This window comes from Gordonia sp. 852002-50395_SCH5434458, from assembly GCF_001665905.1.
GTDB classification, from domain to species: Bacteria; Actinomycetota; Actinomycetes; order Mycobacteriales; family Mycobacteriaceae; genus Gordonia; species Gordonia jacobaea.
Genome location: NZ_LZTC01000063.1, coordinates 45,522 through 69,037, shown reverse-complemented (window position 1 = coordinate 69,037; position 23,516 = coordinate 45,522). Strand labels below are relative to the sequence as shown.

Annotated in this window: 24 protein-coding genes; 15 read left to right on the top strand and 9 right to left on the bottom strand. The window is 66.2% G+C overall.

Going from position 1 to position 23,516, the window contains the following annotated elements:
• The first annotated feature begins 79 nt into the window (after positions 1 to 79).
• The 6 genes from A5785_RS14740 to cofG all read left to right on the top strand — a co-directional run bounded on the left by A5785_RS14740 (position 80) and on the right by cofG (position 7,264).
• Positions 80 to 2,014: an ABC transporter family substrate-binding protein gene (locus A5785_RS14740; protein ID WP_051993951.1), complete on the top strand. Its 1,935-nt coding sequence runs from the start codon at positions 80 to 82 to the stop codon at positions 2,012 to 2,014.
• Positions 1,999 to 2,922, top strand: coding sequence for an N-acetyl-1-D-myo-inositol-2-amino-2-deoxy-alpha-D-glucopyranoside deacetylase (gene mshB / locus A5785_RS14735; protein WP_051993949.1), 924 nt, complete (start codon positions 1,999 to 2,001; stop codon positions 2,920 to 2,922). Before A5785_RS14740 ends, mshB begins: the two co-directional genes overlap by 16 nt.
• Positions 2,922 to 3,293 (top strand): hypothetical protein, encoded by a 372-nt coding sequence (locus A5785_RS14730; protein WP_005207381.1) that lies wholly within the window; start codon positions 2,922 to 2,924, stop codon positions 3,291 to 3,293. The genes mshB and A5785_RS14730 overlap by 1 nt, the downstream gene beginning before the upstream one ends.
• A gap of 79 nt (positions 3,294 to 3,372) precedes the next feature.
• Entirely contained in the window at positions 3,373 to 4,512 is a 1,140-nt protein-coding gene (locus tag A5785_RS14725) for a hypothetical protein (RefSeq protein ID WP_064867192.1), read from the top strand.
• Positions 4,513 to 4,523: 11 nt separating this feature from the next.
• Positions 4,524 to 6,014 carry a flavin-containing monooxygenase gene (locus A5785_RS14720; protein ID WP_039856258.1) on the top strand — a complete coding sequence of 497 codons (1,491 nt, stop codon included), beginning with the start codon at positions 4,524 to 4,526 and terminating at the stop codon, positions 6,012 to 6,014.
• A 17-nt stretch (positions 6,015 to 6,031) separates the two neighbouring features.
• The gene (cofG, locus tag A5785_RS14715; protein WP_005207378.1) at positions 6,032 to 7,264 is read left to right on the top strand and encodes a 7,8-didemethyl-8-hydroxy-5-deazariboflavin synthase CofG; all 1,233 of its coding nucleotides are present in this window, start codon (positions 6,032 to 6,034) and stop codon (positions 7,262 to 7,264) included.
• A gap of 59 nt (positions 7,265 to 7,323) precedes the next feature.
• Here cofG and A5785_RS14710 read toward each other — a convergent pair whose 3' ends face one another.
• Both A5785_RS14710 and A5785_RS14705 read right to left on the bottom strand, forming a co-directional pair.
• On the bottom strand, positions 7,324 to 7,692 hold the full coding sequence (locus tag A5785_RS14710; RefSeq protein ID WP_285897655.1) for a rhodanese-like domain-containing protein: 369 nt from the start codon (positions 7,690 to 7,692) through the stop codon (positions 7,324 to 7,326).
• 24 nt (positions 7,693 to 7,716) lie between these two features.
• Positions 7,717 to 8,316, bottom strand: coding sequence for a cysteine dioxygenase (locus tag A5785_RS14705; RefSeq protein WP_064867188.1), 600 nt, complete (start codon positions 8,314 to 8,316; stop codon positions 7,717 to 7,719).
• A 469-nt stretch (positions 8,317 to 8,785) separates the two neighbouring features.
• On the opposite strand from A5785_RS14705, the gene fdxA reads away from it, so the two are divergent.
• Positions 8,786 to 9,118 (top strand): ferredoxin, encoded by a 333-nt coding sequence (fdxA, locus tag A5785_RS14700; protein WP_005207375.1) that lies wholly within the window; start codon positions 8,786 to 8,788, stop codon positions 9,116 to 9,118.
• Between the two features lies 1 nt (position 9,119).
• Entirely contained in the window at positions 9,120 to 10,244 is a 1,125-nt protein-coding gene (dapC, locus tag A5785_RS14695; RefSeq protein WP_064867186.1) for a succinyldiaminopimelate transaminase, read from the top strand.
• 340 nt (positions 10,245 to 10,584) lie between these two features.
• Here the strand turns inward: dapC and dapD are convergent, their stop codons facing one another.
• From dapD to A5785_RS14680, 3 genes are all read right to left on the bottom strand, one after another.
• Positions 10,585 to 11,553, bottom strand: a complete 969-nt coding sequence (gene dapD, locus A5785_RS14690) for a 2,3,4,5-tetrahydropyridine-2,6-dicarboxylate N-succinyltransferase (protein WP_005207373.1) — start codon at positions 11,551 to 11,553, stop codon at positions 10,585 to 10,587.
• Between the two features lie 61 nt (positions 11,554 to 11,614).
• Complete coding sequence (locus tag A5785_RS14685; protein WP_005207372.1) at positions 11,615 to 11,902, bottom strand: hypothetical protein; 288 nt, start codon at positions 11,900 to 11,902, stop codon at positions 11,615 to 11,617.
• Positions 11,903 to 12,067: 165 nt separating this feature from the next.
• Positions 12,068 to 12,358, bottom strand: coding sequence for a hypothetical protein (locus tag A5785_RS14680; RefSeq protein ID WP_005207371.1), 291 nt, complete (start codon positions 12,356 to 12,358; stop codon positions 12,068 to 12,070).
• Positions 12,359 to 12,502: 144 nt separating this feature from the next.
• Between A5785_RS14680 and A5785_RS14675 the strand changes: the two genes are divergently transcribed.
• Complete coding sequence (locus A5785_RS14675; RefSeq protein ID WP_141630904.1) at positions 12,503 to 13,204, top strand: AraC family transcriptional regulator; 702 nt, start codon at positions 12,503 to 12,505, stop codon at positions 13,202 to 13,204.
• Here the strand turns inward: A5785_RS14675 and A5785_RS14670 are convergent.
• The 3 genes from A5785_RS14670 to A5785_RS14660 all read right to left on the bottom strand — a co-directional run bounded on the left by A5785_RS14670 (position 13,186) and on the right by A5785_RS14660 (position 15,382).
• Positions 13,186 to 13,593: a VOC family protein gene (locus A5785_RS14670; protein WP_005207369.1), complete on the bottom strand. Its 408-nt coding sequence runs from the start codon at positions 13,591 to 13,593 to the stop codon at positions 13,186 to 13,188. The two genes, A5785_RS14675 and A5785_RS14670, sit on opposite strands and share 19 nt — an antisense overlap.
• A 61-nt stretch (positions 13,594 to 13,654) precedes the next feature.
• Positions 13,655 to 14,671: a zinc-dependent alcohol dehydrogenase family protein gene (locus tag A5785_RS14665; RefSeq protein ID WP_039856253.1), complete on the bottom strand. Its 1,017-nt coding sequence runs from the start codon at positions 14,669 to 14,671 to the stop codon at positions 13,655 to 13,657.
• A gap of 33 nt (positions 14,672 to 14,704) precedes the next feature.
• Positions 14,705 to 15,382, bottom strand: coding sequence for a TetR/AcrR family transcriptional regulator (locus tag A5785_RS14660; RefSeq protein WP_005207367.1), 678 nt, complete (start codon positions 15,380 to 15,382; stop codon positions 14,705 to 14,707).
• A gap of 111 nt (positions 15,383 to 15,493) precedes the next feature.
• On the opposite strand from A5785_RS14660, the gene A5785_RS14655 reads away from it, so the two are divergent.
• Both A5785_RS14655 and dapE read left to right on the top strand, forming a co-directional pair.
• Positions 15,494 to 17,122, top strand: a complete 1,629-nt coding sequence (locus A5785_RS14655; protein ID WP_005207366.1) for a sulfatase-like hydrolase/transferase — start codon at positions 15,494 to 15,496, stop codon at positions 17,120 to 17,122.
• A 71-nt stretch (positions 17,123 to 17,193) separates the two neighbouring features.
• Positions 17,194 to 18,309, top strand: a complete 1,116-nt coding sequence (gene dapE / locus A5785_RS14650; protein WP_064867184.1) for a succinyl-diaminopimelate desuccinylase — start codon at positions 17,194 to 17,196, stop codon at positions 18,307 to 18,309.
• Here the strand turns inward: dapE and A5785_RS14645 are convergent.
• Positions 18,290 to 18,940, bottom strand: a complete 651-nt coding sequence (locus A5785_RS14645) for a TetR/AcrR family transcriptional regulator (protein WP_039856239.1) — start codon at positions 18,938 to 18,940, stop codon at positions 18,290 to 18,292. The two genes, dapE and A5785_RS14645, sit on opposite strands and share 20 nt — an antisense overlap.
• A 104-nt stretch (positions 18,941 to 19,044) precedes the next feature.
• Between A5785_RS14645 and A5785_RS14640 the strand changes: the two genes are divergently transcribed.
• From A5785_RS14640 to A5785_RS14625, 4 genes are all read left to right on the top strand, one after another.
• Positions 19,045 to 20,079: an aldo/keto reductase gene (locus tag A5785_RS14640; RefSeq protein ID WP_064867182.1), complete on the top strand. Its 1,035-nt coding sequence runs from the start codon at positions 19,045 to 19,047 to the stop codon at positions 20,077 to 20,079.
• Between the two features lie 187 nt (positions 20,080 to 20,266).
• Positions 20,267 to 21,121 (top strand): TIGR00730 family Rossman fold protein, encoded by an 855-nt coding sequence (locus A5785_RS14635; RefSeq protein ID WP_387315592.1) that lies wholly within the window; start codon positions 20,267 to 20,269, stop codon positions 21,119 to 21,121.
• Positions 21,118 to 21,654 (top strand): TIGR00730 family Rossman fold protein, encoded by a 537-nt coding sequence (locus tag A5785_RS14630; RefSeq protein ID WP_064867180.1) that lies wholly within the window; start codon positions 21,118 to 21,120, stop codon positions 21,652 to 21,654. Before A5785_RS14635 ends, A5785_RS14630 begins: the two co-directional genes overlap by 4 nt.
• Before the next feature lie 57 nt (positions 21,655 to 21,711).
• Complete coding sequence (locus tag A5785_RS14625) at positions 21,712 to 23,487, top strand: long-chain-acyl-CoA synthetase (RefSeq protein ID WP_005207360.1); 1,776 nt, start codon at positions 21,712 to 21,714, stop codon at positions 23,485 to 23,487.
• Positions 23,488 to 23,516: the final 29 nt, after the last annotated feature.

Genomic DNA, 23,516 nt, shown 5'->3' with positions numbered 1-23,516 from the left:
CGTGAGTGTCGGGGTGGTGCTGACGTGAACATGGGGACGTGATGGTGGGGGTGAGTGGGTGACCGGCAGGAGGCCGCCGATGCGGGCGCGAGCGGTTGACCGTTCTCGACGGCGTAGGCACCTCCTGTTGGCGGTGCTGAGCGCTGTTGTGGCCGCGACGATGGCCGGGTGCATGTCCGACCCGCCGCCGCCGGTCCGCGAGACCGAGGCCCCACCGCAGACCCCCGCCGAGTACCCGACGGAGAAGACGATCTACGTCGCCACCGACTCGGTCGGCCAGGGATTCAATCCGCATCTCGCCGCCGATCAGAGCCCCGTCACCACGGCGATCGCCTCGATGACACTGCCGAGTGCGTTCGAACCCGTTCAGACGCCCGACGGTGTTGTCTGGCAGCGCTCCGAGGCGCTGCTCACCTCGGCGGAGGTCACGTCGCAGCAGCCGTTCACGGTCACCTACAAGATCCACACCAATGCGCAGTGGTCCGACGGTCTGCCCGTCACCGGCGACGATTTCAGCTACCTGTGGCAACAGATGTCTCGACAGCCCAACGTCGTCGCGCCCGCGGGGTACCGGTTGATCGACTCCGTGGAGTCGAGCAGCGGTGGCAAGGTGGTGACGGTCAAGTTCGCGCGCGCATACCCGGCATGGCGCGAGATGTTCACCTGGCTGCTTCCCAGTCACGTCCTGAAGGGGGCGCCCGCCGGATTCCAGACCGGTATGGACAGCGGTAAGCCGGTGTCGGCTGGTCCGTTCTCGGTGTTCTCGATCGACACCACCCGCGACGAGGTGCGCCTGATCCGCAACGACCGCTTCTGGGTGAAGCCGTCGATCCTCGACCAGGTGGTGTTGCGCAGAGCGGGTACCGCGTCGCAGATGGTGGAGTCCGTACGTTCGGGCGACTCGTCGCTCGCGACGCTGGCCACCGGGCCCGCCAGTAGCGCAGAACTCGCCGCCGTCCCAGGGATCGCGACGCAGCGCTCGGCGACGTCACGAGCGTTGAGTATCAGCGTCAACGCGCGCACTCCGGTGATGAACTCGGTGGCGGTTCGTCGAGCAATCTTGGGAATGATCGACCCGGCGGTCGTCACCTACGCGGGCGCGGGCGACACCATCGTCACGCCGTACGCGAACACCGTTCTCGCACCGTCGGATCCGGGGTACTTCGCAGTCGACCGCCAGCGCCCGAGCGTCGAGCAGATCGACGAGTTGCTCGGGTCGGCGGGCTACCGGCGTGGAGCGCCGACCCCGACCTCGACGCCGCCCGCCGGTTCGTCGGTTCCCTCGAGTGCACCGGCCACCAGTTCTGTGTCACCTTCGTCGGGAGCCCCGTCGTCCTCGACGGCCCCCGTCTCCCCGTCGTCCTCGACGCCACCCGACCCCGCGTCGACCATGTCGCCGGTACCCGACGGTGTCGCCGCTTTCTCCAAGGACGGCCGCGACCTCGCCGTGCGCGTCGGTGCGATCAGCGGTGACGCGCGGTCGACCGCCGCCGCTGCCAACATCGTCGACCAGCTACGCAACGCCGGTGTCCGTGCCGCCGTGGTCTCCCTGCCCAACAACGAGTTGTATGGGGTCGCCCTCACCGAATCGCGTGTCGACATGGCCGTTGGCTGGACGGGCCTCGGCGTGCCGCCTGCCGCGGCACTGGCGTCCCAGGTCGATTGCGATCAGCCCAAGCCGGGTACGGCACCGAGCCTCTCGACGCCGCCGACCCCCACGAGCGATGCCCCCGACCAGCAGCAGCAGACGTCGACCCAGGACGTCTACGCGTCGAATCCCTCGGGAGTCTGCGACAACGTCCTCATCGGCCTCGCGCGCGACGCGTTGTCGTCGGACAACCCGCTTCCGCAGTTGACCGAGGCCGAACCGCTGCTGGCAGCGCAGTCGATTTATCTGCCGCTCTATCAGGACAGCATGATGGTGGGTGTGACGCGCAAGGTGACCCGTGTTCCGCTGTCCGGACCGATCCAGGTCTCGATCTTCGGCACGGCGAGCACATGGAATCTCTCGTGAGCGACCAGCGATCCGATCGTCGACTGCTGCTGCTTCACGCGCATCCCGACGACGAGACGATCATGACCGGGGGCACCATCGCGCGGTACCTCGCCGAGGGCGTCGACGTGCGCGTCCTCACGTTCACGCTCGGCGAGGAGGGCGAGGTGATCGGCGACGAATGGGCGCAGTTGGTCGCCGACGGCGGTGCCGATCAACTCGGCGGCTACCGTATCCGCGAGCTGACCGATGCGCTGGCCGCGCTCACTCCGGAGGGTGCAGCGCCGCTGCGTCCAAAGTTCCTCGGCGGTGCGGGGCATTGGCGCGATTCGGGGATGGCCGGTTCGGCGTCGGCGCAGCATCCGCGTGCGCTCGCGCAAGCGCGCTTCGACGACGTCGTGGCAACACTCGCGAACGTCATCGCCGAGTTCGACCCGCACGTCCTCGTCACCTACGACATGGCGGGCACCTACGGTCACCCCGACCACAAGATGGTCCACACGGCGTCGATGGCGGCGATCCCACTCGTCGAGGCCCGAACCGGGCGTGAGCTAATCGTCTGGGAGTCGGTCACCGAACACAGTGCGCTGCACGAGGGATTGGCCTCGGCGAGCAGTGTTCCGCAGGGGTGGCGGATGCCCGGGACGGGGGAGTTGCCCAGCTATCCCGACGACGAGATCGACGCCGCGATCGACGTCAGCGCCGTCTACGACCGTAAGGTCGACGGGCTGCGTGCACACGCCACGCAAGTGACCGTCGCGCCGTCGGGAACCGAGTACGCGCTCAGCAACAACATCCTGCAACCGATCATGAGCGACGAACACTTCGTGCTGCGGTCGAACCGGGATCGCCTCACGTCTGGGCGCCGGGCTGCGGATCTCTTCTTCTCGGACCACGCGTCTGACGGCTCGTCCGACGGAGTGGCGTGATGCGTGTCGCCGACCGCGTGCTCCTCGGATTCCTGATCCTCGATGGATTCATCGTCGGACTCCTCTCGGTCGGCTTCGTCTATCTGCGCCTCGGAGGGACACCCGTACCGGTCGCTGCGATCGGCGCCGGCCTGCTCAACTGCCTGCTGCTGTGGCTGGCCGCGAAGTACACCGACGGCCCGCTGCGGTACGGCCCCCTGGTGGCGTGGCTGATTGTGCTTGCCGTGGCCGGCATGGGTGGCCCGGGCGGCGACGTGATGCTCGCGCTGCAGGGCAGCATGACGCTCGCGACCTTGCTGCTCGTGATCATCGGACTCGGTGCACCCGTCGCGTTGGTGTGGTCGAGACGCCTGCCCGAGGCCGAGGCCTGACCGGGGTTCCGCGTCCGCTGAGCCTCTCCAGCCGCGTCCGCCGGGGGTAGCGACGGCGGCGATCGTTAGAGTGTTCTGCATGGTGTTGCGCGCGTGGGCGAGTGACCGCCCCGCCCCAGTCGAATCGGTTCGGTCGGCATTGGCCGCTGTGCGAGCCGGCGCGGCGTCGGTGACCGACGCCGAGTGGGTGGCCTTGCTCGGCGCCGATGATGACGACCTGCTCGCGTTGTGCGCACTCGCCGACGCCGCCCGCAGGGAGGTCACCGATCCCGACGTCATGACCTTCGTGGTGAACCGAAACTTCGACACCGCGGTTGTCGCGGCCGACGATTCGGCAGTCTCGATCGAGGCGCTCGTCGCCGAGGCGTGGACGCTCGGCGCCACCGAGATCTGCATGCAGGGCGCGATACCAGGCGATGAACGCGGCGACGTCTACCTGCGAATCATCGAAAGAATCCACGCCGCGTCACCCGACATGCACCTGCACGCCTTCCGACCACCCGAGATCCGCGACGGTGCTGCGCGCATGAATCTCGACGTCCCGGAGTTCCTCCGGCTGGCGCGCACCGCGGGACTCGGGTCGGTACCGGGCACCGCGGCACAGATTCTCGACGACGAGGTACGTGCGGCACTGCATCCCGCAGGTGCGCCACAGCCGGTATCGGAGTGGGTCGACACGATCCGCGCCGCCCATTACGCGGGCCTGTTCTCCACCGCCACTCTGCTGTACGGCCACGTCGAAGAGCCCGAGCATGTGGTCGCACACCTGCGACTGCTCGCGCGCATCGCCGACGAGACCCACGGCTTTCACGAGTTGATCGTCATGCCGCTGCTGCCCGAGAACGCACCACCTCACCTCGCCGGCGCGGCCACCCACTCGGTCGGTGTTCGTGAGACCCGAGCAGTCCACGCGGTCGCGCGTCTGATGATGCTCGGACACATCGACCACATCCAGGTCGCCTGGACCAAGCTCGATCGCGACGTCGTCCTCGACGTTCTCGCGGGCGGGGCCGACGACATCGGCGGCTTGCTGCTCGACGGCGAGCTCTCGCCGGAATCCGGCCAGGAGGCCGGTCGCACGCTGTCCGTCTACGACATCGCGGAGATCGCTCACGCGGTTGGTCGGCTGCCCCGGCAGCGTCGTACCGACTATGGCGATCCTCCGGAGGGGCGTCGAATCACGTTGCCGCGCAACGAGAATATGCGGGCCTGCGGGTGACTGCCGATCATGTGAGCACGCCTGACCGTCGAGCTGTCGCAGAGCCCGACGTCGACGTCGTGATCGTCGGTGCCGGGTTCGCCGGAATCGGGATGGCCACCAAGCTCGCTCGACGTGGAGGCGAGTCGTTTCTCGTTCTCGAGCGTGCCGACGCCGTCGGGGGAACGTGGCGGGACAACACCTATCCGGGTATTGCCTGCGACATTCCGGCGCATCTCTACTCTTTCTCGTTCCGTCCGCCTGCCGATTGGTCGTCGGTGTATCCCAGTGGTGGCGAGATCCGCGAGTACCTCGAACGGACCGTGCTCGACGAGGGATTCGACGACCGACTCCGACTCGGCTGTGAGCTGCTCGACGCCACCTGGAATCCCGTAGCGGCTCGGTGGACGATCACGACGTCCGACGGCGAGATCATCTGCCGTGCATTGGTTCTCGCTGTCGGGCGGTTGTCGGAGCCGAGAGTCCCCGACATCGAGGGACTCGACTCATTCACCGGCGAGGTGGTCCACACCGCCGCCTGGCGTGACGACCTACCGCTCGACGGCGCGCGCATCGGTCTGGTGGGTACCGGTGCGTCGGCGGTGCAGATCGCTCCGCATCTCGCCGAGAACGCCGAAGAACTCGTCGTCTTCTGTCGGACGCCACCGTATGTCGTGCCGCGTGACGATCGGCAGTACACCGTTGAAGAACGCGCCACCTACCTCGATCCCGCTGTCGCAGATGATGTGCGCGATCAGCTTCTGCGCGACGCCGATGCCGCGTTCCGTCAGCGGCTCGCGCTGCACCCGGATATCGACGAGATCCGCGCGCGCGCACGAACTCAGCTGCACGCCCAGATCGACGATCCGGAACTCCGATCGATCCTCACACCCGACTACGAGATCGGGTGCAAACGCATCCTGTTGAGCGACGACTTCTATCCGACGCTTCTGCGCGACAACGTGATTCTCGAGCCGAGTGCGCTCGACACGGTGCGCGAATCGAAGGCTCGCGCGGCCAGTGGACGCTGCTATGACCTCGACTTACTCGTGATGGCAACGGGATTCGAGGCCGCCCGACCTCCGGTCTCCACGCGCATCACCGGTGTCAGCGGCGAACGGCTCGACACGCACTGGTCCGACGGGATGACGTCGTACGCGTCGACCACCGTGCACGGCTTCCCCAACATGTTCGTGCTCGACGGCCCCAATGCCGCACTGGGGCACAACTCCGCCATCTACATGATCGAGACCCAACTCGGCTACGTTCTCGGCGCGCTCGATGTACTCGCCGACGACGGCATCCGATCGGTGGAGGTCACCGCCGACGCCGAAGCCTCCTACACAGCCGAGATCGACGAACGCGCCTCGTCGACGGTGTGGTTGACCGGCTGCAACAGTTGGTATGTCGATCCGGACAGCGGAAGGCTGACGCTGCTCTGGCCTGGTACGGCAGTCTCGTTTCGAGAGAGAAACGGTACGTTCGATGTAGGGCCGTATGTCGTCGAGACCCGCGAGGGGTGAGCGTGATGACAACTGACATGACTGCACGTGAGGCGCTCGACGTGGTGCGCGCGGGCGGCGACGTCGGGCTCGCCGAGGCGACGGCGCTGCTGTCGGCGTCGGGCGACGACCTGACCGCGGTGGCGGCGGTCGCGTCGGCGATGCGCGACGAGGGGCTTGCCGAGGTGGGTCGGGAACGTCAGATCACCTACTCGCGCAAGGTGTTCGTGCCGTTGACGCGGCTGTGCCGCGACCGGTGTCACTACTGCACGTTCGTGACGGTGCCGGGCAAACTGGCACGGGCGGGCGAGGGCATGTTCCTCGAGATCGACCAGGTGCTGTCGATCGCACGCCAGGGAGCCGCGCTCGGCTGCAAAGAAGCGCTGTTCACCCTGGGCGACCGGCCGGAGGATCGCTGGCCGCAGGCGGGCGAATGGCTTGCCGCACGGGGATATTCGTCGACACTCGACTACGTGCGCGCAGCAGCGGTTGCCGTCCTCGAAGACACCGGCCTGCTGCCGCATCTCAACCCCGGCGTGATGAGCGCCGAGGAGATGGCGGTGTTGCGGCCCGTTGCGCCCTCGATGGGCATGATGCTCGAGACCACCTCGCGCAGACTGTTCACCGAGAAGGGGCAACCGCACTACGGCAGCCCCGATAAAGACCCGTTGGTCCGGCTGCAGGTGCTTCGCGATGCGGGTGATCTGCGGATTCCCTTCACCACGGGCATCCTCGTCGGCATCGGCGAGAGCTTGACCGAACGCGCGGAATCGCTACTCGCACTTGCCGATATCGCGCGTGCCGGTCACATCCAAGAGGTGATCGTGCAGAACTTCCGGGCCAAGCCCGACACCGCGATGCGCGGCACACCCGACGCCGAGATGACCGAGTTCCTCGCGGCTGTGGCAACCGCACGCATCGTGCTCGGGTCGCGCATGCGGGTGCAGGCGCCGCCGAACCTGGTGTCGGGGGAGGAGTGCGCGGCGTTGATCGCCTCGGGCATCGACGACTGGGGTGGCGTGTCGCCGCTGACGCCCGACCACGTCAACCCCGAACGTCCGTGGCCCAACCTGACCACTCTCGCCGAGATCACCGCGGAATCGGGATACGTTCTCGCCGAGCGGATCACGGCCCAACCGCCGTACGTGCTCGACGCCGAGAACTGGATCGATCCGTCACTGACGGCGCACGTTGCGGCACTCGCCGACCCGGACACCGGACTCGCGGCAGACGCCATGCCGTCGGGCCGTCCCTGGCCCGCCGTCGCGTGAGCGAGTCTGAGGCGTCGGGAGGTCTCGCGGCTTCGGGAGGTCTTGCGGCACTGAGAAGTTCAGTCGTCTGACTGCGTGGCGAGGATCGCTCGGTAGCCGCCGACGACGTCGGTGGCGCGGTGTAAGCCCAACTGCTGCAGCGACGCCGCAGCCAAGCTCGACGTATAACCCTCCGAGCACAGGATGATCCACCGCACGTCATGATCGACCGCCTCGTCGATCCGGGCGTCACTGGCGGGGTCGCAGCGCCACTCGAGGACGTTGCGCTCGATGACCAGTGCGTCGGGATGCTCTCCTTCGGCGGCGCGCTGCGCGGCCGGGCGGATGTCGACGAGGACTGCTCCCCGCTGGAGTTCGTCGGGCAGATCCTCGGCGTCGACCCGCTGGAGGCTCTCGCGGGCGTTCAGCAGGAGGTCATTGATCGTCATCGGCACACCGCAAGGCTATCGGGATCATTCGGGTTCGTCGGTGAGTTCTGTGCGTGTGCGTCGCAATCTGCTCGAGTCGGTGACCTCGTAGAACGACATCGCCGTCAGCGGCGGCGAATAGGCATGCACGCTGAGGGTGGGGTTCGGTTCGTTCACCGAGCCGAGGCGGTGCGAGGTTGCGTGCGCCTGGTTGAGTCCGCGTAGCGGAGGGGCGCTGGCGTGATGCTGCACGTCGTGGACCCAGCCGAGGGGAAACGACGCCTGGTCGCCCGCGGACAGGATGCGCAGTGCGAGATCGTTGCCGGTCCAGCGGTACTCGCGCAGCGCGCCGGACAGCACGGTCAGTGCGCCGAGTGAGCCGGCGTGGTCGTGTAGGTCCGTCGAGCGGTCGGGTGTCCAACTGATCAGCCAGAGGTCGAGGTCGTCGTCGGATTCGAGGCGGGTCGACCAGCGCTCGACGGGGTCCCAGGTCGGAGGCAGCAGGTGGTTGTATCGACCGTCGAGAACGTCTGCGACGCCCTGATCGGTGATGCGCAGGAGGTCGGCGGGTCGAAGTCTGGTGGGAAGGGTGGCGCTCGTCGGTCGTGTCGCGGCGCGGTGCACGGGATCGAGGGTCGAGGTCATGAGTACTCCGGACGAAAGGTGGAGAGGGGGTCGGGGATCAGCGGATGATCAGCGACGTCGACAGTGCGCGATGGCCAATCCCACGCTGATCTGCTGGGCCCCGTTCCGGGCGATGATCAGACTCACCAGGACAGGATGCTCCCGACGTCTGTGCCACGGGAGGGTTGGCGTCACGCTGAACGCAAATCGACGGCTGCCGTCGGGGAGGGAATCGAGTCGTCGAAACTGTGATCTTCGTCGTGCCGAGTTGCCCTGACCGGGAAAGATGTGGGAGATAGCACGGGGCGATGTGGGCTGTGGCATTGCCGGGCAGATAAGGTTGACGATGCGTGTGTGCTCGGCGCCTGTCTCGGGGGAGGTCGGCGGTGCGCGCGTGCGACGCGATCAGCCCTCGCGTCGAGGTCTGCCGCCGTGTGAGCACACGCGGGCGCGAGCGGACACATGAACGTGTGATGCGGAAAAGGAGAAAGTGGTGACGTACATCATCGCGGAGCCCTGTGTGGACGTGATGGACAAGGCCTGCGTCGAGGAGTGCCCTGTCGATTGCATCTACGAGGGTGGCCGCAGTCTGTACATCCAGCCGGATGAGTGCGTGGACTGTGGTGCCTGCGAACCGGTGTGTCCTGTGGAAGCGATCTTCTACGAGGACGACGTTCCCGACGAGTGGGAGCCCTACGTCAGCGCGAACGCCGACTTCTTCGACGACCTCGGTTCGCCGGGTGGCGCGAGCAAGGTCGGCAAGACCGACTTCGACCCGCCCTTCGTCAAAGAACTCCCGCCGATGAACGAGGGCGAGGACTGACTTGCGAACGGCCCGTCGGGCACGTGTGAGTGAGGCGCTACCCGATTTTCCCTGGGATTCGCTCGCCGAGGCCAAGGCGACTGCTGCCGCCCACGAGGACGGCATCGTCGACCTCTCTGTCGGCACGCCCGTCGATCCCGTCGACACGCTGATCCGTGAGGCGTTGGCGTCCGCGTCGGATTTCCCCGGCTATCCGACAACGATCGGTACGAAAGAGCTACGCGAGGCCGCAGCAGAGGCGCTCGCACGCCGGTACGGCGCATCGGATCTCGACGAATCGTCGATTCTCCCGGTCATCGGGACCAAAGAGGCCATCGCCGGGCTGACCTCCGCGCTCGGTATCGGCGTCGGCGACAACGTCGTGATCCCCGAGGTCGCCTACCCCACGTACGAAGTCAGCGCGCTGCTGGCGGGCGCGTCGGTGACACGAGCGGATTCGACGCTGCAGATCGGCCCGGTCATGGGCAGTTCGGCACCCGCGCTCATGTTCATCAACTCCCCGTCGAATCCGACGGGCCGCGTGCTGGGCGTCGACCATCTGCGCAAGGTGGTTGCATGGTGCCGCGAGCACGACACGATCCTCGCGTCCGACGAGTGCTACCTCGGACTGTCGTGGGACACCGAGGCGGTGTCGATTCTCGATCCGCGGGTCAGCGATGGCGACCACACCGGGCTACTCGCCATCCACTCCCTGTCGAAGATCTCCAACCTGGCGTCGTATCGCGCGGGCTTTTTCGCGGGCGACCGCGACCTGATCGCCGAACTCCTTGCCGTGCGCAAACATTCGGGCATGATCGTGCCGTTCCCGATCCAGGCCGCCATGACCGCTGCGCTCTCCGACGACACGCACGTCGAGGCGCAGCGCGCCCGCTACCAGCTGCGCCGTTCGCGGCTGCTGCCCGCGGTGCGCGAGGCGGGTTTCCGCGTCGACGATTCGGAGGCCGGGCTCTACCTCTGGGCCACCCGTGGCGAGGGCTGTCGCGACACGGTCGCATGGCTCTCCGAGCGGGGAATCCTGGCTGCCCCCGGAGACTTCTACGGACCTCTCGGGGTCAACCACGTGCGCTTCGCACTGACCGCCACCGACGAGCGCATCGACGCCGCCGTGGCGCGGCTCACCGCCTGAGGGCCACCCGCCCCGCCGACTGGGCGCTCTATCCCGCCGACTGTGTGTCGCCCCAGCCGCGCCCGCCGCAGATGTGTGTCGAACGTAAAGATGTGGGTGCTGCAGCACCCACATCCTTCGATCTGACACATTTACAACCCGACCCGACGCCGCGCCGCTGATTGAGCCGGCCCCACCGCTGATTGAGCCCGACGCCTCGCCGCTGATTGAGCCGGCCCCACCGCTGATTGAGCCCGACGCCTCGCCGCTGATTGAGCCGGCCGCGAGCGCAGCGAGCTGCCGAGTCGAAATCACACGCCCCCACGAACGCGTCCGCGATGTCGACCCGGCAGCCCCCGAGTCAGTTGTTCTTGTGCAGCGCCTCGTTGAGCGCGATGCCGTCGCCCTTCCACGGCACAACCTCGACGGCGCCGGTGAGGCTGTTGCGGCGGAACAGCAGATTCGACTGTCCGGACAACTCGCGCGCCTTGATCGACGCGCCGTCGGGTCCGGTCACCTTGGTGCCGGCGGTCACGTACAGACCTGCTTCGATGACACAGTCGTCGCCGAGAGGAATGCCGCAGCCGGAGTTCGCGCCGAGCAGGCAGCGCTTGCCCAGCGAGATGATCTCTTTGCCGCCACCCGATAGCGTGCCCATCGTCGACGCTCCGCCACCGATGTCCGAACCATCGCCGACGACGACGCCCGCGGAGATCCGACCCTCGACCATCGACGACCCGAGCGTGCCCGCGTTGTAGTTCACGAATCCCTCGTGCATCACGGTGGTGCCGGGGGCGAGGTGTGCGCCGAGACGCACGCGATCGGCGTCGCCGATGCGGACTCCGCCGGGTGCGACGTAGTCGACCATCCGGGGGAACTTGTCGATGCTCAGTACGGTCACGTGTCCGCGAGCGCGAAGGCGTCGTCGAACCTTCTCGAATCCCTCCACCGGGCACGGGCCGAAGTTCGTCCAGACGACGTTCGACAGCAGACCGAAGATGCCCTCGAGATTCGCCTCGTGCGGCTCGATGAGTCGATGCGACAGCAGGTGCAGACGCAGGTACACGTCGTAGGCATCCGACGGGGCGACCGACAGATCAGCAATGGAGGTGCGCACCGCGACGATCTTGACGCCGCGTGCCTCATCGAGCCCGACCAGATCGTTCAGGTCTGTGGGAATGTCGTCGCCCTCGAGGATCTTGGTGTCGGCAAGATCGGGCGTTGCGAGTTCGGGGTCCGGGTACCAGACGTCGAGGACAACGCCGGGATCGGCGGACCCTCCGTTGGTCACGGTTGCGATGCCTGTTGCGTAAGCGCCATTCGTCGTCACGGGCAGGAGTTTACCGGCGACCTCCGCTCGGATTGGGGCAGGTCGCCGGGATCGACCCGAATCAGTGCTGGTGATACATGTGGTCGTACTCGGCGCGGTCGTGCTCGGTGTTCACCGGGAAGAACGCGCTGTGGTACATCTGTCGGCTCAGTGCGATCAGCACCGCCGCACCACCGGCGAACGCCGCCACCATGACCACCGCCCAGACGATGCCCGCGGTGGTTTCGCCCGTCGCCAACATGGTCAGCGAGATCGCCAGCGACAGGAAGCCCGCCAGCACGAGAACGAAGGCGACCACCCCCATCGGGTGATTGCCGTGTGACACGTGAGATCTGTGGAAAGCCGTCATGGCGCCATCTCCTCGATTCGACGACGCACTCAGCCTAGTGTTACCAAGGTCACATTTTGATGGTCGATGAGGGCAAGATACGACCGTCGACCAGGAAGTACAGCGAGGTCGACGCCCCGCCCAACTCGGGACCTCGACCTCGCTGACCACTATCGTGGCCGGGCGCTAGGCGGCCTGGTGGCGGTAAACCTCCAGGTAGTGCTGTTCCTCTTTCGGTGACGCATCGGGCAGCAGCGCGCTGTGATGAAGGCGTTGTGTCATCACCGAGACGATGCCGATCCCGATCGCCATTCCGATGACCGCCACGATCGCGGCGACCAGGGCGGCGGTTCCGTGCCCGAAGGCGAGCGCTGTCAGGGCCAGCGGTGCGGCGCCGAAACCGACCAGGAAGATCGCGAATCCGACGATGGCGGCTGGGTGCTGCGGGTTATCGGTGTGCGTGCGGCGGATGGACATCGGACATCATCTCCTCGACGAGTGGTCTACGTGTCCAATGTTCGACCTCGGTTGGCTTGGGGGAGAGGGTCTTTCGTCCCAACACGACAGGGCTTTGGGTCCGGTGGGCTGACACCCGAACCTGCGGTGGGCGACACTGGACGAATGACGGCATCAGCCCCACCCGTGGCAGTCGTTCACGCGTGGCGAGGTGCCGTCGACGTCGGCGAAGCGACAATCCTTCCCGACGGCTGTATGGACGTCATCTGGACCGGTGAGAGTCTGTTGTTCGCGGGCCCGGACACTCGTCCGAATGTTTTTGTCTCGCACCAACCGCGTGACATGGTCGGGCTTCGTTTCTTTCCCGGACATGCGCAGGGGCTGCTCGGTGTACCCGCCCGGGATCTCCGTGATCTGCGGGTCGACGCCGACGCCCTGTGGGAGCGACCGCGTGTCGAACGCTGGTGTGAGCTGTTGGAAGCCTCCGACGACAAGGTCGCCACGCTGACCGAGTTGTGCACCGCTGATCGGCACGCGGCCCCGCCGCTCTGGTCATGGCACCTCGTCGACATGCTGCATCGTCGGGTGCCGGTCGCCGAATGTGCAGCGGAACTGTCCGTCACCGAACGGACTCTGCATCGAATGTCGTTGCAGTACTTCGGGTATGGAGCGAAGACGTTGGCCAGGATTCTCCGCATGCGGCACGCGATGAGTGTGCTCGGCGACGACGAGCTGTCAGCGGTGGCATTTCGCACCGGATACGCCGACTACGCCCACATGTTCCGCGACTTCGTTGCGCTTGCGGGCGCGTCTCCGACAGCGTTCGTGCCAACGGAGGCCGACGTTGCTCAGCTCAGCGCGCAGTAGAGGTCAACCGGGTTGTCGTCGGGGTCGAGGATGACCGCGTAGCGCTGTCCCCACACCGCGTCGAACGGGGTGAGCAGCGATCGATAGCCGAGGTCGACAAGGCGGGTGTGCTCGGCGTCGACCGCTGCGGACGAAGAACATTCGAACGCGAGGGCGGCGCGATGGCCTCCCTCCGGCACGTACCAGTCGGGCATGAATGACAGCACGACGGCGCGGGTGTCGAACATGATCTGCATGCCTGCGACGGTGGCTTGTGCGTGTGGGGCGTTCGCGGCGTCGGGGTCGAACTCGAGTCCGAGTTGCGAATAGAACTCGACCGTCGCCGCCATGTCGGCGACGACGAACGAGATGGCGTTGAGAACGGGTCGTGGAGTGATGTCTTCGCTCATGGACGCGACACTATGCGACGGCCGCGGTCCGCACATGAACCTTTCGGACACGGTGGGTTTGTCAGGGTTGCAGCAACGCCTTGATCGCCCGTCGCTCGTCCATCGCGGCGTAGCCCTGCGCCACGTCGCTCAGTGGCAGTGTGAGGTCAAAGACCTTGCCCGGGTTGATGTCTCGACTCATGATGCGCGTGATGAGATCCGGGAGGAACCGACGGACGGGCGCCGGGCCGCCGTGGAGGTGGACGAGTTTGTAGAAGAGCTGGTCGCCGGGAATCTCCACTCCGTGTGCCACCCCGACGAAGCCGACGTGTCCGCCCGGCCGCGTCGAATCGATGGCCTGCGTCATCGACTGCTGCGTGCCGACTGCCTCGATCACCGAGTGTGCGCCGAGCCCGTTCGTCAGTTCCTTCACCGCCGCGACGCCCTCGTCGCCGCGTTCGGCGACGATATCGGTTGCCCCGAACTCCAGGGCCAGCTTCTGGCGCTGCTCATGCCTGCTCATCGCGATGATCCGCTCGGCGCCGAGTTGGGCAGAGGCGAGCACGGCCAACAGTCCGACGGCGCCGTCGCCGACCACGACGACGGTCTTGCCCGGCCCGACCTGGGCTGCGGTAGCACCGAACCAACCGGTCCCGAGGACGTCGGACGCACTGAGAAGGTCGGGCACGATCTCGTCGTCGGGAACCTCGGGTGTCGCGACCAGCGTGCCGTCGGCAAGCGGGACGCGGAGGTACTCGGCCTGCGCGCCGCGTACGGGCGCGCGGTGTACACAGCCGGTCTGGTATCCGGCCCGACAGATGTCGCAGGTGTTGTCGGATGCGAAGAACGAGCCGATCACGAACTGACCGGGCGCCACCCCGGTGACCGCGGACCCGACCTCTTCGACGACGCCGACGTATTCGTGTCCCATCGACACGGGGTGGGTGATCTCGTTGATGCCGCGATAGGTCCACAGATCCGACCCGCACACGCAGGTCGCCGACAGCCGGACGATCGCGTCGGTCGGTTCGATGATCGCGGGTCGATCGAGCTCTTCGAAGCGCACGTCGAATGGCGCGTGGATGACGGTTCCCAGCATGCGTTCCACCATGCCACCGGTGCTCGGCGACTGCTACCGGGCCGTCGACGCCGCCTCGTCGGCCAACACGATCTCGATCGCGGCCCCGAAGACGATCCGTGCGTGCAGTTCGAAGAGCGCGACGAAATCGACTGCATCGCCGTCGATCTCGCGTGCGACGAAGATACCGTCCGCGCCGGAGATGGCGTAGGTGGCGACCAGGTCGACCCCGCGGTCGCTCAACTCGGGCGCGGCGTCGCGAACAAGAGTGGCGAACTGGCCGTGGGTGATGGCGCGGGCATTGAGGTAGATCTCGCGGCCGCTCGGCTGCTTCTCCCGACGTTGGAGGGCGAGTTTGAGTCCGAGTCGGTGGAAGTCGGGACTTCGTGTCAGCGCACTCGCCACATGTCGTCCGATCTCCAGCGCCCGGACCCTCGCCTGATTGGTCGGTAGATCGATGGTCGTCACCCAGCGCTGGAAGCTGCGCTCGATGACCGCCGCGATCATCTCGTCTTTGTCGGCGAACTGCCAGTAGATCGATGTCGGCGGCAGCCCTGCGCGCTTGCTCACCTGGGCGATCGTGGTGCCGTCGTAGCCGAGCTCCGACGCGACTTCGGTTGCGGCATCGAGGATTCGCTCGCGCGATCCGGGCGAACGGCGACGCCCTGTCTGCGCGGTCGACGGTCGCTGGCGCGTCGACGGTGCAGACGGCTGTTCTGACGAGGAACTCACCAGGCCAGCCTACCCAGGACTCTGTGCATTCATGGACATCCGCTATATGAAGAGCTACATTCTCTGTAGTGAAGCATACAGAGAATGCTTCTCGACCCCTCGAGGTAACCGATGACTCAGCCCAACATCGTCTTCGTCTTCACCGATCAAGAGCGGTACTTCGACTCGTGGCCACAGGGCATGGACCTGCCGGGACGAGAACGACTGCAGTCCGAGGGCGTCAGCTTCGAGAAGCACTACGCCCCGGCATCGATGTGCACGAGTTCGCGATCGGTGATGATCACCGGACTGCAGACTCCGGACACCAAGATGTTCGACAACTCCGACATGCGCTACGTGGCGCCGATGAGCTACGACATCCCGACCGTCGGCGACATGCTCCGGATGGGCGGCTACTACACCGCCTACAAGGGCAAGTGGCATCTCAACGCCGCGTTCGACGTCGAGAACCCCGAGCGCCTGTTCACCGCGGAAATGAACAACTACGGGTTCTCTGACTACATGTGGCCGGGTGACGTGGTGGGAAAGACGTTGGGTGGCTACAAGTTCGACGACGTCATCGGCGGAACCGCGCTCGCGTGGCTGCGCAACAGGGGCCGTCCCCTCACCGACGAGCAGCGACCGTGGGCATTGTTCGTGTCGCTGGTGAACCCGCACGACATCATGTACTTCAACACCGATCTTCCCGGCGAGCCGGTGCAGGACACCGGGCGTCTTCTCATGGAGGCGGCGCCCGCGCCCACCAACGTCCTCTACGAGAAGTCGTGGAACACAACACTTCCGTCGAGCCTCGGGCAGCGATTCGACGAGTCGGGCCGACCGGCAGCACACGGTGAGTTCGACCGCGCATGGGCGTATACGCTCGGTCATATCCCGCTGGAAGAGGAACGCTGGCAACGGCATTCGGACTTCTACCTCAACAGCATCCGATCTGTCGACCGCCAACTCGAACTCTTGCTCACCGAGCTCGACAACCTCGGTCTCGGCGACAACACGATCGTGGTCTTCACCTCCGATCACGGCGAAATGGGTGGTGCGCACGGACTCCGCGGCAAAGGGCCGTTCGCCTACGAGGAGTGCATTCATCTGCCGATGCACGTCCGCCACCCGGACGTCGCCGGTGGCCAGAGCATGAATGCGCTCACCGGTCATATCGATCTGGTGCCCAGCCTGTTGTCGATGGCAGGAATCTCATCGACCAACGCATCTGAGTTCGCCGGGCGTGACCTCCCCGGATGCGACTTCTCCGAGGCGCTATCGGACCCGGCGTCGGCCGAACTGCACAGCAGGCGCGATGCAATCCTTTACACCTACAGTGGGATCGCGACCAACGACGCCGAGACGATTCGTGCCGTCGTCGAACTCAAGGCGGCAGGCAAGGATCCGCAGGCGGAGTTGTTCGCATCGGGCTGGCAACCCGACTTCACCAAGCGCGGCAGTCTGCGCACGGTCTTCGACGGCCGGTACAAGTTCACCCGCTACTTCGCGCCGATTCAACGGCACGTTCCCGCCGACATCGACGAACTCTACGAGCACAACGACGTCGAACTCTACGATCTGCGCACCGATCCCGGCGAGATGAACAATCTCGGCGCCGTCAAGGGCCGCAACGACGACCTGGTCATGGCGATGAGCAACGCGCTCGAAGCCGCCATCGCACGCGAGATCGGCGTCGACGACGGTCGCGAGATGCCCGCGTTCGAGTCCGTGGAGTGGCATCTGGACACGATCGACCTCTGAGGCCGTCGCCTGTGCCATCCCGACGGTGCACAAGGGGCGATGGGTCGGCACACGCGCGATAAGTTGGAGAGGTGAGCACCACCGAGAACTCCGTTGCCGAACTCGACCTGCATGCCGACCCCGTCGAGTTGACCGCTGCACTCGTCGACATCGAGAGCGAGTCGCACAACGAATCGGCGATCGCCGACGCCGTCGAGAAGGCGCTCCGCGAACAGACGGTCGGGTTCGAGGTGCTCCGGCACGGCAATCGCGTTCTCGCGCGCACGAATCGCGGTAAGCCGAGCCGAGTCATCCTCGCTGGCCACCTCGACACCGTGCCTGTCGCGGGCAACCTGCCGAGCCGACGCACCGTCGACGATGCCGAGGGCGACGTGCTGCACGGCTGCGGAACCGTCGACATGAAATCGGGCGACGCGGTCTTCCTCCATCTCGCCGCAACTCTCGACGATCCGTCGCACGATCTCACGCTCATCTTCTACGACTGCGAAGAGATCGCGGCCGAGTACAACGGGCTCGGATTCCTCGAACGCGAACTGCCCGAATGGCTTTCAGGCGACGTTGCGATTCTCGGTGAACCGACTGCCGGGCAGATCGAAGCCGGATGCCAGGGGACCCTGCGTGTTCGGCTCACCGCGTCGGGCACCCGTGCGCATTCGGCGCGATCGTGGATGGGCGACAACGCAATTCACAAACTCGCCGGAGTCCTCACCACGCTTGCGAACTATCAGCCGCGCTACGTCAACATCGACGGCTGTGAGTATCGCGAGGGGCTGTCGGCGGTCGGCATCGGCGGGGGAGTGGCGGGCAATGTGATACCCGACAGCGCCTGGGTGACCATCAACTTCCGGTTCGCCCCCGACCGCAGCGTCGACGACGCACTCGACCACGTTCGCGACGTGTTCGCCCACGATCTCGACACCGACATGATCACGCTCGAACTGACCGACGCCGCACCGGGCGCGCTGCCAGGACTCAGCCACCCCGCCGCAGCCGCGCTGGTCGACGCCGCTCACGGTCGGTTCCGTGCGAAGTACGGCTGGACCGACGTGTCGCGGTTCTCGGCTCTCGGAATCCCGGCCGTCAACCTCGGCCCGGGTGATCCGAACCTCGCGCACCGCGTCGACGAGCGCGTACCTGTCGCTCAGATCGCCGAGGTCACCGAACTCCTCAGGGCGTATCTGTCCTGACCGTGTCTGTGCTGAAGACCCCGGCGTCGAGCGCGGCGAGTGTCGCGTCGACCGCCACCCGTGCGTCGTGCTCGGTCGGCGTGCGGACGCCCGTGAGCATCAGGTAGTACAGCGGCGCCGACACGGATCGGATCACCGCAGACGTGTCGGTGTCGTCGGGGATGTCGCCTCGAACGATCGCGTCGTCGACGCAGCTCGCCCATTCACTCACCCGCGTGCGGTAGAACTCGGCGAGCGCGTCGCGCGTGCGGTCGTCACCGGTGGCCGCCGCGATGAGCGCGCCGAACAGCGGGCCCTGCCTCCGATCGCGCAGCGTGTCGACGACGAGCCGTGCGTTTGCCAGTAGGTCGTCGGCGAGATTGCCTGTGCGCGTGGCAGATACGGACTGTGTTGCCATCTCTCGCAGTAGATCGGCCACCAACGCCTCGGGTGTACCCCAACGTCGGTAGACCGTCGTCTTGCCGACACCCGCCGCAGCGGCAATCGCGCTGAGATCGATACTCGCGAAGCCCGCGTCGATGAGCGCGTCCTCGGTCGCGGTGAGGACCGCGGCCCGGACCGCCGCTGTGCGACCGCCCGGACGCGGTGGTGCTGTGCGACCTTCCGGACGCGGTGTCGTGGTGTCGACCATGAACTGAGCGTACCCACCGTCGACCCTTAACGGAACAGGGGTTCCGTTAAGGGGCAACATGCGCTACGTTCTTAACGGGAAACTGGTTCCGTTAAGGAGGAAATATGGAATATCGCACCGTGGGGAATTCCGAGCTCGTCGTCTCTGAGGTCGGGTTCGGGGCTGCGACGTTCGGCGGGGTCGGCGACTTCTTCGGCGCGTGGGGAAGTGTCGACGTCGACGAGGCGCGGGCGATGGTCGACGCGTGCCTCGACGCGGGCGTGACACTGTTCGACACCGCAGACGTCTACTCGGACGGGGCGTCGGAAGAGATCCTCGGCGCGGCGTTGAAGGGGCGACGCGACGATGTGATCGTGTCGACGAAGGCCGCACTGCCGACCGGAACGCGGCCGACCGACGCCGGAACGTCGCGATCACGCCTGATAGGTGCGGTCGATGCCGCGCTCCGACGACTCGACACCGATCGCATCGACCTCTTCCAACTCCATGCGTTCGACGCCCGCACGCCGATCGAGGAGACGGTCGACGCCCTCGACGACCTCGTGCGCGCGGGCAAGATCCGCTATGTCGGAGTGTCGAATTTCAGTGGGTGGCAACTGATGTCGTCGCTCGCGGTAGCCGAGCGTCGGGCGCGCGCCCGCTATGTCGCGCACCAGGTCTACTACTCACTCATCGGTCGCGACTACGAGTGGGAGCTGATGCCGCTCGGAGTGGCCGAGGGTGTCGGCGCGATCGTGTGGAGTCCACTCGGCTGGGGTCGGTTGACGGGCAAGCTGCGTCGTGGGGTCACGCCCTCCGGACCGTCTAGGTTGTCGGCGACCGCGGACGCGGGACCTCCCGTCGACGACGACCTGCTCTACGACGTCGTGGAGGTGCTCGCCGACATCGCCGCACAGACCGGTCGGAGCATTCCGCAGGTGGCACTCAACTGGTTGCTGCGTCGGCCGACCGTGTCGAGCGTGATCATCGGGGCGCGCACGCAGACGCAGTTGGCCGACAACCTCGGCAGCGTCGGCTGGACACTCGACGACGCCCAGGTCGCCCGCCTCGACGCGGTCTCCGAGCGCGAGGCGCCCTATCCCTACTTCCCGTACCGGCGGCAAGACGGCTTCGCGCAACTGTCGCCGCCGCTGGTCTGACGGCGGTCGCGGATTCGTCGGCGCCGCATTCGACGCGACCATCGATGATCCGCACCTCATCTGCCGCTCGGCACCTTCGGCAGTGCAGAAGGTAGATCGTCACAGATGAGGTGCGGTCTGTAGGGCTGCCGGCTCTCGGACCCCGACGACGTCGATCCGCACCCGAAGGCTTGCTAGCGTGACCTGCATGTCATCCGTACCTGAAGACGCCTCGTCCGACGCTGTGCCGAGCACGCCGCAACGCGCCACCGACTCCGACGCGAGCGGCGACCTGGCAGGCGCCGAGGTGGTGATCGACGAGGGTGCCTGCTACGTCGGGCCGATGCGGATCCGGCGAGATCTGCAGCGACCCGAGACCACCGATCGGCGGCTGCTGCAGTGGGTGGACCCACGTGACCAGACGCTGCGCGCCGAACGCACCATGCGCGACTCGTGGCGGGTGCTGCGCATCCAATCCGAGTTCGTTGCGGGCTTCGACGCGATGAACGACGTCGCCGAGGCGGTGACGGTGTTCGGGTCGGCGCGCACCCGGGAGGGAACCCCCGAGTACGACCTCGGCGTCCGGTTGGGCAAGGCACTCGGGGAGGCGGGTTACGCGGTCATCACCGGGGGTGGACCAGGTGTCATGGAGGCGGCCAATCGCGGTGCCGCGCATACGGATTCGCGCTCCATCGGCCTGAACATCGAGCTGCCGTTCGAGCAGCACCTCAACCCGTGGGTCGATCTCGGGATGAACTTCCGCTACTTCTTCGTCCGCAAGACGATGTTCGTCAAGTACGCGCAGGCATTCGTCTGTCTGCCCGGCGGGTTCGGGACGCTCGACGAACTCTTCGAGGCACTCACCCTGGTGCAGACCAAGAAGGTGGTGCGCTTCCCGATCGTGTTGCTCGGACGTGAGCACTGGGCGGGTCTCGTCGACTGGATGCGCGACCGTCTCCTCGCGGGAGGGATGATCTCCTCCGACGACCTCGACCTCTTCCACGTCGTCGACACCCCCGAGGAAGCGGTGCAGATCATCGTCGACGCGACTCCCACCCGATGACCGCGATCTGCGTGTACTGCGCGTCGGGTCCGGTCGACGCGCGCTACCTCGACCTCGCGGCAGAGCTCGGAACCGCGATCGGCGCCGCGGGACACACGCTGGTCTCGGGTGGTGGCAATGTGTCGATGATGGGGGCGGTCGCATCGGCAACACGCGCGGCGGGCGGCACGACCGTCGGGATCATCCCGCGGGCGCTGATGGAGCGCGAGGTCGCCGACCTCGACGCCGACGAACTCGTCGTGACCGAGACCATGCGCCAGCGCAAGCAACTGATGGACGACCGCGCCGACGCATTCATCACCTTGCCCGGAGGGATAGGCACCCTCGAGGAGTTCTTCGAGACCTGGACCGGCGGCTACCTCGGGATGCACGACAAACCGGTCATCATCTGCGATCCATTCGGTTTCTACTCGCCGCTGCTCGACTGGCTGCAAGACTTGCACGGTCAGGGGTTCGTGTCGGAGCGGTCACTTGCGCGGCTAAAAGTGGCGGCCACGGTGCCGGCCGCCCTCGCGTTTGCTACTGAACGGTAAGGTGTCGAAGAACACGTTTTGACGCGTGTTGGCACACGTAGCGGAGGGTGGAAATAGATGTCAGGTGACGCCACCAAGGTTGTCGGAATATCGGACGTGTTGAAGGGTGTCGCCAAGATGGCTCCCGACGCCGTCGGCATGATCAAGAACGCGCCGGGTCTGATCAGGCGCCCGCCCGATGCCAAGCGCACGATCGGCTCGATCTTCGCCAAGCGTGCGGCCGATCATCCGGAGCGTCCGTTCATCCGCTTCGAGGGCAAGACCATCACTTACGGCGAGGCCAACCGGCATGTGAACAGGTTCGCCGGGGTGCTCCAAGAGGACGGGGTGACCAAGGGCGACGTCGTCGCGATCCTGTCGAAGAACTGCCCGACGGACCTGTTGCTCATGCTCGCGACGGTCAAACTCGGTGCGATCGCCGGAATGCTGAATTACAACCAGCGCGGCGACGTTCTCGAACACAGTGTGAAGCTGCTCGGCGCACGTGTCCTGGTCTTCGATCCCGACTGCAGCGAGGCCCTCGAGTCCATCGACGCCGACGCGCTGCCGACGCATGTCTACGACTTCGAGCAGTTCGAGAAGGAAGCCGACGGGAAACCGGAAACCAACCCCTCGGTCACCGCGGACCTGCCTGCCTCCACCGAGGCGTTCTACATCTTCACCTCGGGCACGACGGGCATGCCCAAGGCGAGCGTGATGAGCCACAACCGTTGGCTGGCAAGCCTTTCCGGAATCGGTGGGCTCGCCGTCCGCCTCAAGCACAGCGACACCATGTACGTTCCGCTGCCGCTCTATCACAACAACGCGCTGAGCGTTTCGCTCTCGTCTGTCCTCGCGGCGGGCGCCTGCATCGCGATCGGCAAGCACTTCTCGGCGTCGAAATTCTGGGACGACGTCATCCGCAATCGCGCCACGGCGTTCTGCTACATCGGGGAGCTCTGCCGGTACCTGCTCGCCCAGCCCGAGAAGCCGACCGACCGCGCACACGACGTCCGGCTCATCGTCGGCAACGGCATGCGCCCCGATATCTGGGACGAGTTCCAGCGACGCTTCGGTATCGAGCGCATCGTCGAGTTCTACGGCGCGAGCGAACTCAACCTGGTCTTCGTCAATGCCTTCAGCGTCGAGCGCACCGCCGGGTTCTGCCCACTGCCGTACGCGATCGTCGAGTACGACGACGAGGGCAAGCCTCAGCGCAACGCCGACGGCCGACTGACCAAGGTCAAGCGCGGCGGCATCGGATTGCTGATCTCCGGCATCAATGACCGCGTCCCGATCGACGGCTACACTGATCCCTCGGAGACCGAGAAGAAGATCGTCCGCGATGCGTTCAAGGATGGCGACGAGTGGTTCAACTCGGGCGACCTCGTCCGCGATCAGGGCTTCTTCCACATCGCTTTCGTCGATCGCCTCGGTGACACGTTCCGCTGGAAGGGCGAGAACGTTGCGACGACGCAGGTCGAGGCGGGACTCGACGGGTTCGGTCAGGTCGGCCAGTCCGTCGTGTTCGGGGTCGAGGTCTCCGGAGCCGACGGCAAGGCGGGCATGGGTGCGATCACCCTCCGCGACGGAGGTGAGCTCGACGGCAAGGAGCTCGCGGCACACCTCTACGACGCACTGCCGTCGTATGCGATCCCGCTGTTCGTGCGCGTCGTCGACCATCTCGAGGCGACGTCGACATTCAAGAACCGCAAGGTCGAACTCCGTGACGAGGGCTACACCGACACCGGCGACGATCCGCTCTACGTGCTCAAGGGCCGCTCGGAGGGCTACGTCGAGTACTACGACGGCTACGCCGACGACGTGGCGAATGCCAAGGTGCCCAAGAACTGAACACGCAGTGAACCGCCGGCGCAGGCGGT